The following is a 15,715-nucleotide window of genomic DNA, read 5'->3' as shown; positions in this document are numbered from 1 at the left end:
ATAAGAAATGGATCACCTTTGTGCAGGTTCTGTCTGTTCATGCTGTTTCTTGAAATCAACTACGGCTTTTCTAAAAGTCAAACCGCCGTATAAGAACAATAGGATACCTGGGACGAATAGCAGCAAAGCCGATCCCATTTTGGACCCGGCATAATTAAGGACGAAGCCGAGGTAAGGAATTGTGAAACCGGTATAGGAGCCAAGGACATTCCCGGAAAGGACTGGATCGAGATCCGCGCCGTCGTTATTGTCTCCCTGCGTCGTGTACAAAACATCCCCGCCGGCCTCCTGTACGTCTATCACCCGGTGTGTGACGACCTGCTCCTTTTTATCAATGAAAGTAAGGACGTCCCCTTCCTTATAAACAGACGGATCTTCCGTCATTTCAATCGCGATCACAGACCCGGTCTGAAACGTAGGTTCCATCGATCCTGACAGCACCGTCTTCATTTGATAGCCGAATAGTGTAGGCTCGCCGCCGCTCGCCTTGACCGCAATGACGACGATTGCCAAAGCAACAATCAAACCAACAGCAGTCACGGATAACGTCTTATAAATCATGCGTAATGCCGTTTTCATGAAGCATCCTCCTTTTCCTTCTCTTCCTGTAATTCACCTTCCGTCATTTCCGTATCTGCAGGGCTGTCTGTTTCTTCTGTCTCCATGTTTTCTGTATGGGATGGCTCCGCCTCTGCATTCTCCTCTGCTTCCGTTTGCTCTGTCTCAACCGAAGGCTGTGATGGTGATTTTTCCTTTTCTTTTTCCACTTCCGTTTCTTTCCGGCCCTGAACTTCCTGTTGTTCTTTTGCCTTTTCCTGTTCTGCTTTCTTTTTCTCTACTTCCTTCTGTCGCTTCTCTTCTTCCTCCGCCTTTCCTTTCTCCTCTACCAGCGCTTGTAAGGAACGGCTGTCCATTTTGGCGTACTCCATATGGAGGGTGTCTAAGTCCATAAATGCTTCCGACACATAGTCGATATCATCCTGCCCTGCCCAAGCATGGAGAGCCTTCTCATACAAACTCTCGTAAACATCGGCTGCCCGTTCAAACTCCTGCACACTTTCCTTCAATTCTGCCAAAGAATGGTCTGCGGCCTGTATATCATCGTATAGAGACGCAGCTTGCTCGTATGCTTCCCTGATGTCCTCCACCGTCTCCTGAGCAGCTTCCGGAAAAACCGAAGCCGTTTCGATCGTTATAGATCGCTTCTCATAATCATGGAACGAAGCTTCTGTACCGGATACCAAATGAGCTGACAAGGAGAAGAACATGGGTATGTATAAAACAGGGAGGATCAGAGGAACGATCTTGCTTCTTTGTTTCCGTTTCATAAGAACCTCCCAAACTCTAATGTCTTATATCTATCATCCTCTACATTCCTCGACGTTACCATTCTCCATCCGGTATATTTGCATACGACATAGGTTGTAAGACGGATCTATACCAAAAGTAGTAGCCTGCTCCAAAAAAGAAAAAACCCTCCAAAAATGGAGGGTCACTCAAAAGATTCTATCGGCAGCAGCAACTGATTTCTGACTGCATAGAGGATCGCCTGAGAACGACTTTTCACCTGAAGCTTCCGATAGATATTACTGATATGAATTTTCACTGTTTTATCGCTGATAAACAAGGAGTGTGCTATTTCTTTGTTCGTAAAGCCTTTGACAAGTTCCTGAAGTACTTCCTGTTCCCGCTGTGTAAGCGTAGAGGGCTTCTTTGTATGACGGCCGCCCGTTTTATCTGTTAACAAATGGGCCGTCATGGAAGGAGGGATCACGCAGTAGCCTTTGTACACGTTTCGGACTCCGTGGATCAGCTCTTCACTTGATGTTTCCTTCAATAAATAACCGGAGGCCCCCGCTTGCAGTGCTTGCTTCAAATACATTTCTTCATCCTCAATCGTTAGCATCAACACTTTCATATCAGGGTATTCATCCCTTATAAACCTGGTAAGCTCAATCCCCGACTCCTCCTGAAGATGGATGTCCATCAATAGAATATCCGGTTGGACAATCGGCACCTTCCTTCTTACTTCCTCCGCAGTACCTGCCTGAGCAACGACTTCCATATCCTTCTCCAACTGGAAGACAAGGGCGATTCCATCACGCAGCACAGCATGATCGTCTACAATCATTACTCGAATCATCTTTCGTAAAACCTCCCATAGTTAGACAAAATCAGATCCTTCTCTTTCCATCATTCGACATAACGAACAATCATTCATCCACTTCCCTCTTAAAACAGAGCAAGTTACCCTAAGACAGAAGAGCACCTGCACAACGTTTTAGGAGGGTTTAGACGTATCATGCACCTACCCTAACCTCTATGTATGATACATATTTTACCATCAGGTATACATTTTTTCTACTGCCTGTGTAATATTTCGTTCTCAATCGCGTTCATCTAGGAACTCCAGCTTATACAGGAGTTCCTATTATTGACTAAGCGCACACTTTTTCAGTAGAGTCCACACTTTTTCACTGGAAAGCGGAGGGCTGAAATAATATCCCTGGTACTCTTCACATCCGACTCCTTGTAAATATTCGAGCTGCTCGAGTGTTTCTACCCCCTCTGCAATGACAGAGAGATCAAGCTTGGCAGCGATACTGATAATAGCATCAACGACCGCACGTTCCTTATAGTTTTCATTTATCGTCTGTATAAACGATTTGTCGATTTTCAGGGTGTCGAGCGGGAAGTCTTTAAGATAGCTGAGAGAAGAATATCCGGTACCGAAATCATCCAAAGAAAGAGTGAACCCCCGTCGTTTAAGTTCATGCATGACGGGAATCGCGGTTTCAGAATCCTGTACAATAGATTCCGTTAACTCAAACTCCAAGTGTCGGGGAGCCATTCCCGTTTCTTCCATCACTCTTTCTACAACCTTTAAGAAGGAGGGCTGGCGAAACTGAACCGAAGAAAGATTGACTGCAATCCGTTCTACTTTATACCCTGCGTCCACCCATTTCTGAAATTGAACACAGGCCTCCCGCAATACCAGTTCCCCCAAAGGAATGATGAGCTTCGTTTCTTCTGCAATAGGGATGAATTCAGCCGGGGATATCATACCCAGATGCGGGTGACGCCATCTTACTAATGCTTCAAATCCAATCACATCCCCCGTACTGACTTTAATCTGAGGCTGATAATGAACCTCTATTTCGCCTCTCTCCACTGCTTTTCTAAGACCTGCTTCCAGCTGTACTTTCCTTGAAATCATGGCACTGATTTGATTCGTGAAGAAGACATATTGATTTCCACCGCTTTGCTTCGCCTGATACATCGCAGTATCGGCATGCTTCAATATAAGCTCCGAATCATGTCCATCTTTCGGAAAGAGCGAGATTCCAATAGATACAGACATGTAGATTTCCCGGTCATCAATAAGAAATGGCAAAGCCATTGCTTTCATGATGCTTTCAGCCTTCCTGCGGGCTTCTCCCTCAGAAGGCTCCGGTAGAACAACGACGAATTCATCTCCACTCTGCCTGACAAGTAAATCCTCCTCGTCGAGACAGCCTCTCATCCTTTCGGCCGTTTCGCTCAGAAGTAAATCACCGATCCTATGACCATACACATCGTTCACATGTTTGAAGCGATCCAAGTCAAGGAACATGACAGCCGACGAAGCATCGCTCTTTTCCTTCTGCATGGATTCAAACAAATATTCATACAACGCACGACGGTTTGGCAGCTGAGTCAAATCATCCTTGAAAACGAGCTCTTGTATCCTTGCATGAGCTTCCTTTCTTTCGGTTATATCGCGAATGATGCCTATGTAAAAGACCTTTCCATGGTCATCGATCTTAGCCAGTGACAATTCGACAGGAAACGTATGGCCGGCTTTATGCAGCCCCTCCAGCTCTACTGTCCTTCCGATTACTTGAACCATTTTAGAAAGGTCACCTTCTTCGTAGGGACCCGGAGTGAGCTTCCGAAGACTTTTTCCGTACATATCTTCTTTTCTGTGACCGAAAATCCGTTCCGCAGCCCTGTTCCAAGAGAGGACACGACCCGACGCATCCGAAGTGATCACCGCATCGTTCGCTGACTCCACGATGGACTTGTACATCTGATTCGCCAAATGAAGACGGTCGGTCGTGGACTCCATCTTCGTATCAAATGCAATCAACTTAATGAGAAAACCGATGGTCGCCATGACACCAAAAGCGATACACAAACCGAGAAGAGTCGGATCGATCACCGGTACTGCGGAGGAAATTTTTTCTTCCTCCATTGGATGGAAAGAGGCCGAATACATTCCTGTATAATGCATGCCGGAAATGGCTGCTCCCATGCCTAAAGAACTTCCCCACCATTTTAAATTGGTATAGTCGGCTTCTTCTCTCTTTACGTTCGCAGAGATCGTAAATAATTGGAGTGCAGCAAAAGAGGCAGCCAATGCGATACCAATGGATAGGGCGACCCAAAGGGGGTCATACTCAATACGCATCCCCATTTCCATCGCGTCCATCCCTATATAATGCATGGAGACGATACTCAGTCCGATCAGGACACTCCCCAAGATATGATGAAACCATCTTCTCTCTTTCCTGCTGATAAGATAGAAGGCGAGAAAACTGGAGAATATTGCTGCTATAACACTAAGCGTTACTCCCCATGCTTTATAGGTAACGACCATATCCATTTTGTACGCGAGCATGGCGACGAAATGCATCGACCAAATACCCACTCCGAAGGTCAAACTTCCGATAAGCAGCCACTTCCAGCGGACAGCTCCTTCCGTCTGCATCATCCTCCTTACGAGGAGCAGTGCTGTATATGAAGACAGAATGGAGACGGCGATGGATAAGACCACCAGCCACCAATTATACTGTCCCAGTATTTCTTCATGCATGAACTTTCTCCCCTTTGCTTCCCGATCCTGCATACCAGGTATATATTCCTATTATACATCAGCATCCGAGAAATCGGCCAAAGTTCCTCCTTCTTCTCTTCCCACCTTATGAGAAAAAAACAAACCCCGAACGGAGTGACCGTTCGGAGTTTTTCATACGCTGTTATTTTATGATTTTATCCGCATAGACCGTTGGGGCGATTCGGGCCTGGGCAATGAGGACAGGCCACCAGAACGGACTTCCCCGCCACCCGTTCTCTTTCTTTCCTTCCTGTCTCAACATCAGGAGTGCGGGGGAGCTTTCCGCCACTTTTCTTGCCAATGCAAGCTCTCCGCTGCCTTTACCTGGAGTATCCGGAGAGTTTTCGAACTTCCCATCCTTCTTGAACCGCTTCACCTGTCGATGAGTGCGGGATAACAACCATACATAGTCACCGTTATCGGATTCTGCACAAAGGTAATCAATCAACGCTTCATACTCATCCAGGTGGAACGTGTACCCTTCTTCCATTTCCAGCGTTTCATACACAATCCGAAGCATCTCTTTAGCTTCGGATTTACGGATGAGGAAGGCTCCGTTTTCTTCCCGGACAGCAGACACCTTCGCCTTATCTATCAGCTTGTCCAAAGTATGAATATGCTTTTGAATATTCGTTTTGTATCCCGTCTGGAAGCCTATCGGAAGGATCCTTTTATGCGGTTTGATCATTGTCAGACTGGAGAGCATGATCTTATTAGGGCTGCAAGGCAGGATCTCTTCCTTTCCATCCCTTTGTATGAAGACAACGCCCTGCTGATGTCCGCCTTTCTCAAAGACACGGCGCAGCTCTGCGTCAAATTCATGAATCCTCTTCATCACATCATAAATCTTTACCGTCGTATAGAAACGGGTAACAGCAAGATCTGCGACAGGACGGGCTCCGTACATTCTTGAATGTTGGAGAACTGTATCCTGTTGAAAAGATTTCGGGTTCCTTCCATAGAAGAAGCCGATCAAATGATGAACGGTCACTCCACGGTCCAGAATCTGTCCACCAATAAAAATGTTCATCGGGGCGCGCAGCTGCAATTCTCCCTGATCATCAAGCAAATCACGGATATCCCTTTCCGAGTTGACGACACTGCTGACCAGATGCTCCTCAAGCAGGGAATGGCGTACCTCTTCATAAATATCAGGAAACTCAGGGACCGGATGCTTCTTCAACTTACTTACGGAACGAATGATTCCCACAAAAGAGGTGCGGATCAATTCCCGGAACAATTCGGACTGCTTTTCCGCTTCCGCGGTCAGAAGCGTCCGGAACCCTTCCATCAATTCCGCCTGCCAGCTGTGGGCGCTTTTCCCTCGTTCCGTGTGGATGATAAAGGCATACTTCTTCCGCTTCTGCCCCATCGCCCGCTGCTGCCAGCGGCGAATGCTTGCGCCTACAAGGAAGTTCATGACGGCATGACGGATATTCGCAATAGACTTCTGGGTGAGCAGACGGTCCATCTTCACACGGCGTCCGTCCATTTTCTTCATTACTTCCAGCTCTTTCTCCTCGACCGGATGAAAAAGATAGGAAGCAAGATGACCTTCCTGCTCACTCATTTCGAAGTAGACTTCCCCTCCGATATACCGGTCGTGAACAGGGACTAATTCCGTGAACGCAGGCCGGACCGGTTCGAACACCTTCCCTTTATGGAACGTTAAGTCTTCCGGCTGCAGATAGAGAGAATACGGTGTCGCCGTTACCTGAAGAAATGCCGGTTGGGCAAGCAACTGCCGCAGTTCATTGATTTTTGTTGCGATGACTCGCAGCTCGGTAATGTTCTGATCCCGCTTATGTTCATAGGCAACACTTGCGAAATCCGCTTCATCATCGATGAACAGTACGCGTTTTCCGGCTAGCTCCGGATACTTCTCAATCATGGTTTCCTTCAATCGATCGAGATTGCGGGTTTCCTTTTTTACGACAAATGCCAGCTTCTGAGACCATTCATATTTAGAAAGTCGATCCGGCATTTTCATAATGTCATACACCCGCATGGCGTCCGCCTTCAGCGGAGCTTCGAACTCCTCCTCTAACCGGCTGCATGTCTGTCTGACGAGCGCATTCGTTCCTTTCGTCAACAGGATGACGACATCGAATCCGTTATCATACATCAGTCCCATCACCCCAAGGAACGTCCTCGTCTTCCCGGACTGTACCTTACCGAGAAGCATACCCGGACGGCTTTCACTCGTCGTTGTGTCCAGCAGCTTCGCAGCTGTACGAACCATACATTCTCGGAACGGCTGTTTATATTTATTTTTTATATTTAAATGTTGAAAAAAATCCCCATCGGTTATCAAGGGCTTCGTCTGCAAAGGCATGTTCATTCTCCTTTTTCTCAAAACACGCCTATTATATCGTACTTTCCTGCATCGCTAAAGCACAAAGTCTACCGCTCAGCCCGAGGAAGCGTCCGCTCCTCTTCATCCAAGTCCCTTCCGAAAAGCCTGCTGACCCGCTGTTCTGCTTTCCTCTCGACCTCTTCATCAATATGGGAAATAATCTGGGAGATGGCATAGGCAATCACGGCACTGTCATCCGCTAAACCTACACCGGGTATGAAGTCCGGAATGAGGTCTACCGGAAGAATCAAATAACCGAGGGCACCCATAATCGTGAGCTTCGCTTTCTTGGGCGTTTCCGGTTTTCGGAAGGCATAATAGAGGAGCAGGCTGTAGTAGACGACCTTCGCGCCGAGGCGTCCACTGTACCGGCGCAGTTTCTCCCCATACTCTTTTTCTGAGAAATGAGCGCGCCCTTTCTCTATTGCCTGCTTCGGATTTAACTGCTTAAGCCTTTCTTTGTAACTTTTCGTGGATTTCATAGGTTTTCCTCCTCTTGGTGTACTTTTGACGAAACCCATCCTTCTTAAACCTTTCCATTCATTAATAGATAAAACCGCAGAGGAATTTTCCCCTGCGGTTCTTCCTTTAATTATACAAGAACATTACTTTTTTCAAATTTTGGAATCCAAGCCCCGTGCGCATCTATGAGCTCATCGCAAAGAGAGACGATATCATCGAGCGACAGCTCTGCAGCCGTATGAGGATCGAGCATCGCGGCGTGATAGATATGATCACGCTTGCCGGTGATAGCTGCTTCGATCGTCAACAGCTGGGTATTTATATTCGTGCGGTTCAAGGCTGCCAACTGCTCCGGCAAGTCACCGATACGGCATGGAGTGACACCATTTCTATCGACAAGACAGGGGACCTCTACGACCGCCTTGTTCGGAAGATTTGAAATAAGTCCTCCTGTATTTAATACATTACCATGAAGGCGGAACGGACGATCTGTTTCCATCGCATCGATGATATAGGAAGCATATTCATGTGTCCGCTCATGGGTCAAATTCGAATTATGCACGACTTCCTCCCTCATCTTCTCCCAATCGCTGATCTGCTTCACACAGCGGCGAGGATATTCATCGAGAGGTATATGGAACCGCTCAATCAATTCCGGATAACGACCTTTGATAAAGTACGGATGATACTCCGCATTATGTTCCGACGATTCCGTCACATAGTATCCGAAGCGGTTCATCAATTCAAAACGCACCATATCATCATGTTTCTCTTTCTGCTTTTCCTGTGCACGCCTTTTGATTTCCGGATAAAGATCTTTGCCGTCCTTCTTCACTTCAAGAAGCCATGCCATATGATTGATGCCGGCAATTTTCCACTGGATGTCCGTATCATCCATATTTAACGATCGAAACAATTCGGGTACTGCTGCTTGAACGCTGTGGCAGAGGCCGACCGTTTGGACGGAAGTGTGGTGGAGCATTGCCCCTGTAAGCGCGGCCATCGGGTTCGTATAATTAAGGAAGAGAGCGTCTGGACAAACTTCCTCAATATCCTGAGCAAAATCCATCATTACCGGAATCGTGCGCAAAGCACGGAATATCCCGCCAATCCCCACCGTGTCTGCAATCGTTTGACGCAGGCCGTATTTCTTCGGAATGTCGAAGTCGATTACGGTACTTGGCTTATACCCTCCAACTTGAATCGCATTGATGACATATTTGGCGCCACGAAGAGCTTCTTTACGATCCGTATAAGCTTTCACGGTCACGGTACTCCCCGTACTCTCTTTCAAGTTTTTCAACATTCGATCCGACTCACTCAACCGCTGCTGGTCGATATCGAACAGGGCAAATTCAAATCCTTGAATACTCGGAGTGAGCATACAGTCACCAAGTACGTTTTTAGCGAAAATCGTGCTTCCTGCACCTAAGAATGTAATTTTGGACATGATATATTCTCCTAACTCTTAATAGATTAGCCTTTAATAGATCCTGAAGATAGACCAGCAACAAAATACTTCTGTAGAAATAGAAATAGAATCGTCATTGGAAGCATGGACATAAGAGCAGCAGAGGCGACCAGATTCAAGTTGTTTTGATTCTGCCCGAAGAAGCCGGCCAAGGCTACCGTCAGTGTCTGTACTTCTTTATCCTGAAGGAAGAAGATTGCAAATTGATAATCATTCCAGATAAATACACAGGAGATGATTAATACCGTCGCGGTAATCGGCTTGAGAAGTGGAAATACAACACGGAAGAAAATCATCAACGTGTTGGCCCCATCCATTTTTGCTGCCTCTTCCAGCTCCTTCGGTACAGTCGACCGGATGAAGCCCGCATATAAGAAAATCGTCAAAGGAAGAAACGCAGCCAAGTTATTCAGAATGGCAACCGTCCTCGTGTTCATCAACCCGATATCCACGACCAGCTGGTACAACGGAACAAGTGCAGTCAATGGTGGAATAATCATGATAGCGATAAAAAGAAAATAAACGAACTTATTCAATCTCGTATTCAAACGCGCCAAAGGATACGCTGCAAGCGAGCCAAAGATAATCAACAGGACGGCTGCACATGCAGTAATCACCATCGTATTAAAGAAGGCTGTACCAAGACTCGCTGTTTCCCATGCTTGGGTAAAGTTCTGGAAACTCCACGATTCCGGTAAAACCCAACGCGAACTGAAATCGTTATTCGCTTTAAAAGCTGTCGTTATGAGAATGTAGAAAGGAATAAGGTGAACGATCGAGATGACGATGGCCACGATCGTCCATAGTTTCTTAGATTTCTTCCCGGAATCATTCACGATGCATCGACCTCCTTACGCTTGAAGTAGACAAGAGCGAGCAGACTCAATATCAGGATAATAAATGCCATCAGCACACCCTGGGTCGCTGCATAACCGGCATCCTGTCTGTTGAAGTAAAGCGAGTACATGAATGTCGACATCGATTGCGAGGCGTTTCCCGGGCCACCGTTCGTCAGTGCCACGATCACATCGAACAACTTTAGTCCGCCAATGATATTTAAAACCATATTGATAGTGATGGCGGGCATCAACAACGGCAGGGTAATGCTCTTGAATTTCTGAAGAGCGGATGCTCCATCGATATTCGCCGCTTCGTAGTAATCTTTAGAGATCCCTTGAAGGCCGGCTAAGTATATGATCATCGCAATTCCAACGAACTGATAAGTATTCACGAAGACAATGATCCACGGGTTCAAGTCAGGATTACCGAGCGCATTGACACTCTCCATTCCAAAGAGCATCAATACATCATTCAACGCCCCATTCTGATATGCGAAGAAGAAATACCAAATGTAACCCATGACAAGGGGGCTGATGATGACAGGTAAATATACAATCGTTCTCGTCACCGCTTTAAAACGGATGCTTTGATTAAGCAGAAGTGCATAAAGCAGACCGATCACATTTTGAAAGATTGTACTTCCGATACCATATAGCAGCGTATTCTTTACAACGAGCCACGTATCCGGGTCTTGAAACATTCTTGTATATTGCTCGAACCCCACCCAGTTTTTCGTCTGTGAGAACCCGTTCCAATCTGTAAAGGATACACGAATCCCGTTCAGGAACGGATAAAGGATAAACACAGATACGACGAGAAGGGCCGGTAAGTACATCCACCAAAGGGACCCGGATTTGCTTTTCTTCTGTCGTTTTCTCTCTGAACGATCTTGCTCCTTAACGAGCGTCCTTTCTGTTTTTCGAACCATTTCACTCATGATATCCATCTCCTATAATAGATGCTGGATTTTCAAGGAGGGTTGTCACCCTCCTTCTATTCTCTCAATCTTGTATATTCTTCGGACATTTTCTCTGAAACTTCCTTCGGACTCATGGAATCGGACAACAACTCCTGGCCTGTAGCCCCCATAACATCCCACATGCCGCTCGGTAGATAGATACGGTCAAAATAAGGCTCGACCATCACACCTTCATATTTGTCATAGTATGCTTTGAAATAGTTGTCTGCATCGATGCCGGTCAATCCAGCAGGCAGAGAGGTTCCTTCCGCTACTTTCTTGGCAACTTCCGGACGCGCCAGGTATTCAATGAATGTCTCCGCTTCTTCCATGTGTTCCGTATTTTTTGAGACAGCGACAGTATGACGCTCGCCGCCGATCCAGCTTGGTTCATCTCCATCATGAATGATCGGCATAGGAATAACTCCGACCTTAACATCAGGATTAAGCTCTTCTACAGCTGTCCCGATGGAGCCTCCGCCAAACACAAAGCCAATCTTTCCTTGCGCCATCAATTGTGTACGCTGTTGTATTTGAGCTGTCAATACATCTTTATTCAATAACTCTTCATCTTGCATTTCCTTCAATTTTTCCGGAAGATACGTATAGTTGGACCAGTCAAACGTGCCATCCAATAGTTCTTCTTCGTAATTATTCTCTTCGTCTGTAACCAGTAACGGTGTTGCAAATTGATCGAAATATTGTCCGAAAGCAGATTTGTCCGAACCATTAATCCAGAGCGGCGTCACTTCTCCACCGCTTTTCTTTTTAATAGTTTCTAAAGCTGCCATGAACTCATCAAATGTCGCAGGAGGTTCGATTCCATACTCCTCCAGTAAGTTCTCGTTATAATTTATTCCATCTTTCGCCTGATTTAATGGATACGCATATACCATTCCATCCTCATCCTTAAGAATGGTATCAAGAGCAGGATCCAGTCGTTCCACCCACTCCATATCACTTAAATCAGCCACATATTCCCCATACCTTTGCTGTGACCAACCATGGGTATCAAACAGATCCGGCATATCGTTTGCAGCCATTTTTACACGGATCATATCTTCATATCCGCTCCCCGGATAATTGTCTTCAATGTCGATGTCCGGATACTCTTCTTCAAATTCTTTGATTGTTTCCTGTAATACCTGCTTATCTTCTTCCGTAGTCGCCGTCGAATAAAAAGTAAGTACCGTTTTATCCCCATCTCCGCTGGCAGAGCTGTCTGAGCAGCCGACAAGGAAAACACCTATAATGGCTATGACAATAAGGCTGTACCATCTATTGTTCATCGTTGTTCCTCCTAAATGTAGTCATTCTTTACCCATACGAGCGAAACATTTGATTCCCTTATAAGTAATCCGATATACTTTAAGCGCTGAAGCTGATCCCTAAGCAAGACAGTCTTCAGCTGTTTACCACTGTGCATCTGCCTGTCCTTCCCAAAACAGGTGGATGTACGAATCATTTCTTTTCCCCCAAGGCCTCACCTCCTTAAAGCTGTAAAGGTATTAGGATATCCCCTTTTTTTGCAAATCCCTTTTCCTGCTCCCACAGCTTTCACGAATAATTAATTCGGTAGGAAGAACCACCTTCATTGGGATGTTGCGGCCTTCCAAGCGGTCGATCATAAGCTTCACCCCGGTCTTCCCCATTTCTTCTGTATGCACTCGAACTGTAGTAAGTGGTGTGCTCGCATAGCTAGCCAACTCGATATCGTTGAACCCTATGATCGCTACATCATCAGGCACTTGATAATTGTTTTCTTGAAGTGCCCGCAGCGCGCCGACCGCCATCTCATCACTGGATGCAAACACTGCTTCCGGGACTCTGCTGCTCTCAATCATCTCTTTCATCAGCCGATACCCCTCCGAAATACGGAACTGCCCAACCAAACATTTTTCTTCAGCGAATAGCCCCTTTTCCTCCATAATCTTTCGAAACGTGGCTTTTCTTCCTTCTTCCAAATCTTCCGTCCTGTCCACGAAATGCTCTACTTCCTGTCCACCTATGAAACCAATATCCTTATAGCCAAGTTCAAGCAGGTGTTCAACCGCCTGTCTGGTTGCATGTTCAAAATCAATTACTACCGCATCGTACACATCATCGTTCGTCGAATGGTTTATATAAACGACATTCTCCAAATGATCCGTAAGCGCCCTCAGAAGCTCTTCACTTATTCTCCCGACAACGATCAAATTTTTGATTTCATCACTTATTTTTCCAGCCTTCAGTTGACTCAATCGAAGAACCTCTGCCAGATCCAGCCCTCTCTTTTCACACTCACTTTCCACCCCCTGTCTTATATGGATAAAGTACGCGTCATTCAATTCCTCTTCAAGGGAATGGCAGATGAGAACACCTACTTTCCCGGGAATTGTCTTCGAAGTATTCGTACCTTTTCGTTCCTGCACAGTCTTATAACCTAATTCTTTCGCTATACTCAATATTTTTGATCTCGCCTCCGGTGAAACGGAAAGCGTCGTATCATGATTTAACACTCTTGAAACGGTGCTGCTTGAGTAATTGGCACGCAAAGCTATTTCCTTGATCGTAGTCATGAATTACTCCCTCTCCAAACATTAGTAAAACTTTAGTAAATATTATCGTTACATGAATAATACCAGAACAATTAAGCGCTTTCAATATTATTTTCAGAAAAATTAAACGATTATTGCCTGGTTTTGTCTCCTTTCTCTCCCTGATCTATATCCACCCGATAATTACCTCTAATAAACTTTAGTAAATTTACGCATAAAAAAAAGCTTCCGGGGTTAGCCGGAAGCTTTTCTTTAGGACTTATTTTTGAACGTTAGCCGCTTGTGGGCCACGGTCGCCTTCAACGATTTCGAAAGAAACTGTTTCGTTCTCTTCAAGAGTTTTGAAACCTTCGCCTTGGATTGCAGAGAAGTGTACGAATACATCATCTTGACCTTCTACTTCAATAAAACCGAAACCTTTTTCTGCGTTGAACCATTTAACTGTACCTTGTAACATATTGTTACCTCCTGCGTGGAATAAATCCACATTGTATTACTATTATTGCTCTGCAAATTCATTCAAGACGAAAGTGACTTAACAGTTACTTAAGCTTTCATTCGTAAACGAACAAGAATAATTAACTTTAACTATATAGGATCTTAGGTCATCTGTCAAGCGCCTGTGGATTTTCTTTTTAATATCCATTCTTTTAAACCATAACCTAAGACGTTTACTTCCAATAATATCAATAAGAAAAATGGCATTGTATCCGGAAAGAATTCTTGTTATTATAGTCTCTATTATCAAAAAACTTCAACAATTATTACACCAAGAAGGAGCTATACTTATGGAAAAAAAGATCCCTTTTTCAACCTATGCCGTCATCGGCACGATGCTGTTCGGAATGTTTTTTGGAGCAGGGAACCTCATCTTCCCCATCCAGCTCGGACAGCTGGCGGGTACAAACTTCTGGCCGGCTTTAATCGGTTTTCTGGTGACGGCGATCGGCCTTCCTTTCATGGGAATATTGGCCATCGGGTTATCCGGAAGCAGTGGTCTGCGTGATCTTGCCGGAAGGGTTCATCCCATCTTCGGTCTCGGATTCGCAGCAGTCCTTTATTTGACGATCGGACCATTCTTCGCTATTCCACGGACAGCGACCGTACCTTTCGTCGTCGGTTTCGAGTCCTTTATTCCGGAAGGCCAAACCACCCTTTGGCTTGCTGTTTTCAGCTTTGTGTTTTTCGCAATCGTCTATTATTTCTGCCTGAATCCCGCAAAAGTGATGGATTACATCGGAAAATATCTGACACCGGCCTTTTTAGTGTTCTTATTCCTATTAATTATCGTAGCACTTGTCAGACCGATGGGCAGTTTCCAGCCACCATCCGGAGACTACACTGATCTTGCCTTTATGACCGGATTCACGGAAGGATACAATACAATGGATGCTCTTGCTTCCCTCGCCTTCGGTATTGTTGTCATCAATGCTATTAAGAGCAAAGGCATCACGGATAAGAAAGCTGTCGCCAAAGCGACTTGGAAGTCAGGAATTTTCGCCATGGGATTGATGATGCTTATTTATGGTTTAATCACCTACATGGGCGCTTCAAGCGTTATGTCCATCGGCTTGTTCGACAATGGAGGCGTCATATTCGCTGAAGTGGCTAAGCATTACTTTGGATCGTTCGGAGCTGTTCTTCTCGGTATCATCATCGTTCTTGCATGTCTTAAGACAAGCATCGGCTTAATTGCTGCGTGCAGCGAGTTCTTCCACGAAATTGTACCGAAAGTCAGCTATAAAACATTTGTGTTTCTGCTTTCTTTCGTATCTTTTTTAATTGCAAACCTGGGATTGACAAAAATTATCCAATTCGCAGTTCCTGTACTGATGTTCTTATACCCTATCGCCATTGTCCTGATTTTACTCGGACTCGCTTCTTCGTTCTTCGGTAATAAACAAAAAGTCTATACCGTTTCCGTTGCTTTCACATTCTTCGTCAGCGTCATCGACGGCTACAATGCTTTGAAAGACAGCCTGCCGAATGCCGCTGTTTCGTTTCTTGATGTCGTGGACAGCGCCTATGCGGCCTACCTTCCGTTTTATGATATCGGCCTTGGATGGATCGTTCCGGCAGTCATCGGTGCTGCCATCGGTTTACTTTGGCCCGGGCACAATGATAGAGGGCATACCGTTCCCGTTGATGCATGACCATCCAACTTTACGGAAGAAAAGGTTTATCTTAAAGAAACAAAACGCACCAAAAGCCCGCG

At 45.6% G+C, this 15,715-nt stretch carries 13 protein-coding genes; 1 reads left to right on the top strand and 12 read right to left on the bottom strand.

Going from position 1 to position 15,715, the window contains the following annotated elements; genetic code table 11:
* Positions 1-12 precede the first annotated feature (12 nt).
* From sipW to M662_RS03725, 12 genes are all read right to left on the bottom strand, one after another.
* Entirely contained in the window at positions 13-579 is a 567-nt protein-coding gene (gene sipW / locus M662_RS03780; RefSeq protein ID WP_008633823.1) for a signal peptidase I SipW, read from the bottom strand.
* Positions 576-1,328: a hypothetical protein gene (locus tag M662_RS03775; RefSeq protein ID WP_026578665.1), complete on the bottom strand. Its 753-nt coding sequence runs from the start codon at positions 1,326-1,328 to the stop codon at positions 576-578. Before M662_RS03775 ends, sipW begins: the two co-directional genes overlap by 4 nt.
* Before the next feature lie 164 nt (positions 1,329-1,492).
* A complete protein-coding gene (locus M662_RS03770) occupies positions 1,493-2,143 on the bottom strand; it encodes a response regulator (RefSeq protein ID WP_008633834.1) in 651 nt (216 codons plus the stop codon).
* Between the two features lie 288 nt (positions 2,144-2,431).
* Entirely contained in the window at positions 2,432-4,855 is a 2,424-nt protein-coding gene (locus M662_RS03765; RefSeq protein WP_026578666.1) for a bifunctional diguanylate cyclase/phosphodiesterase, read from the bottom strand.
* Between the two features lie 163 nt (positions 4,856-5,018).
* Positions 5,019-7,211 carry a Z1 domain-containing protein gene (locus M662_RS03760; protein WP_035388628.1) on the bottom strand — a complete coding sequence of 731 codons (2,193 nt, stop codon included), beginning with the start codon at positions 7,209-7,211 and terminating at the stop codon, positions 5,019-5,021.
* A gap of 68 nt (positions 7,212-7,279) precedes the next feature.
* Positions 7,280-7,714 carry a YkvA family protein gene (locus M662_RS03755; protein ID WP_008633841.1) on the bottom strand — a complete coding sequence of 145 codons (435 nt, stop codon included), beginning with the start codon at positions 7,712-7,714 and terminating at the stop codon, positions 7,280-7,282.
* 110 nt (positions 7,715-7,824) lie between these two features.
* Complete coding sequence (locus tag M662_RS03750; RefSeq protein WP_026578668.1) at positions 7,825-9,144, bottom strand: alpha-glucosidase/alpha-galactosidase; 1,320 nt, start codon at positions 9,142-9,144, stop codon at positions 7,825-7,827.
* Positions 9,145-9,170: 26 nt separating this feature from the next.
* A complete protein-coding gene (locus M662_RS03745) occupies positions 9,171-10,001 on the bottom strand; it encodes a carbohydrate ABC transporter permease (protein WP_026578669.1) in 831 nt (276 codons plus the stop codon).
* On the bottom strand, positions 9,998-10,942 hold the full coding sequence (locus tag M662_RS03740) for a carbohydrate ABC transporter permease (RefSeq protein WP_026578670.1): 945 nt from the start codon (positions 10,940-10,942) through the stop codon (positions 9,998-10,000). Before M662_RS03740 ends, M662_RS03745 begins: the two co-directional genes overlap by 4 nt.
* Positions 10,943-10,998: 56 nt before the next feature.
* On the bottom strand, positions 10,999-12,252 hold the full coding sequence (locus tag M662_RS03735) for an ABC transporter substrate-binding protein (RefSeq protein WP_026578671.1): 1,254 nt from the start codon (positions 12,250-12,252) through the stop codon (positions 10,999-11,001).
* A gap of 219 nt (positions 12,253-12,471) precedes the next feature.
* Positions 12,472-13,521, bottom strand: a complete 1,050-nt coding sequence (locus M662_RS03730; protein WP_026578672.1) for a LacI family DNA-binding transcriptional regulator — start codon at positions 13,519-13,521, stop codon at positions 12,472-12,474.
* 238 nt (positions 13,522-13,759) lie between these two features.
* Complete coding sequence (locus M662_RS03725) at positions 13,760-13,957, bottom strand: cold-shock protein (protein ID WP_008633850.1); 198 nt, start codon at positions 13,955-13,957, stop codon at positions 13,760-13,762.
* Between the two features lie 331 nt (positions 13,958-14,288).
* Here M662_RS03725 and brnQ point away from each other — a divergent pair, with 331 nt between their 5' ends.
* The gene (brnQ, locus tag M662_RS03720) at positions 14,289-15,653 is read left to right on the top strand and encodes a branched-chain amino acid transport system II carrier protein (protein WP_035388630.1); all 1,365 of its coding nucleotides are present in this window, start codon (positions 14,289-14,291) and stop codon (positions 15,651-15,653) included.
* Positions 15,654-15,715: the final 62 nt, after the last annotated feature.

The organism is Bacillus sp. SB49, assembly GCF_000469135.2.
Classification (GTDB): Bacteria; Bacillota; Bacilli; order Bacillales; family Halobacillaceae; genus Halobacillus.
The sequence above is the reverse complement of the archived record's forward strand: the minus strand, read 5'-3'. Positions and strand labels throughout refer to the sequence as shown.

Coding starts and splice junctions, on each gene's coding strand:
- M662_RS03755 (WP_008633841.1), bottom strand. CDS start 7,714: ATGAAATCCACGAAAAGTTACAAAGAAAGGCTTAAGCAGTTAAATCCG.
- M662_RS03760 (WP_035388628.1), bottom strand. CDS start 7,211: ATGCCTTTGCAGACGAAGCCCTTGATAACCGATGGGGATTTTTTTCAA.
- sipW (WP_008633823.1), bottom strand. CDS start 579: ATGAAAACGGCATTACGCATGATTTATAAGACGTTATCCGTGACTGCT.
- M662_RS03770 (WP_008633834.1), bottom strand. CDS start 2,143: ATGATTCGAGTAATGATTGTAGACGATCATGCTGTGCTGCGTGATGGA.
- brnQ (WP_035388630.1), top strand. CDS start 14,289: ATGGAAAAAAAGATCCCTTTTTCAACCTATGCCGTCATCGGCACGATG.
- M662_RS03740 (WP_026578670.1), bottom strand. CDS start 10,942: ATGAGTGAAATGGTTCGAAAAACAGAAAGGACGCTCGTTAAGGAGCAA.
- M662_RS03730 (WP_026578672.1), bottom strand. CDS start 13,521: ATGACTACGATCAAGGAAATAGCTTTGCGTGCCAATTACTCAAGCAGC.
- M662_RS03775 (WP_026578665.1), bottom strand. CDS start 1,328: ATGAAACGGAAACAAAGAAGCAAGATCGTTCCTCTGATCCTCCCTGTT.
- M662_RS03750 (WP_026578668.1), bottom strand. CDS start 9,144: ATGTCCAAAATTACATTCTTAGGTGCAGGAAGCACGATTTTCGCTAAA.
- M662_RS03735 (WP_026578671.1), bottom strand. CDS start 12,252: ATGAACAATAGATGGTACAGCCTTATTGTCATAGCCATTATAGGTGTT.
- M662_RS03765 (WP_026578666.1), bottom strand. CDS start 4,855: ATGCATGAAGAAATACTGGGACAGTATAATTGGTGGCTGGTGGTCTTA.
- M662_RS03725 (WP_008633850.1), bottom strand. CDS start 13,957: ATGTTACAAGGTACAGTTAAATGGTTCAACGCAGAAAAAGGTTTCGGT.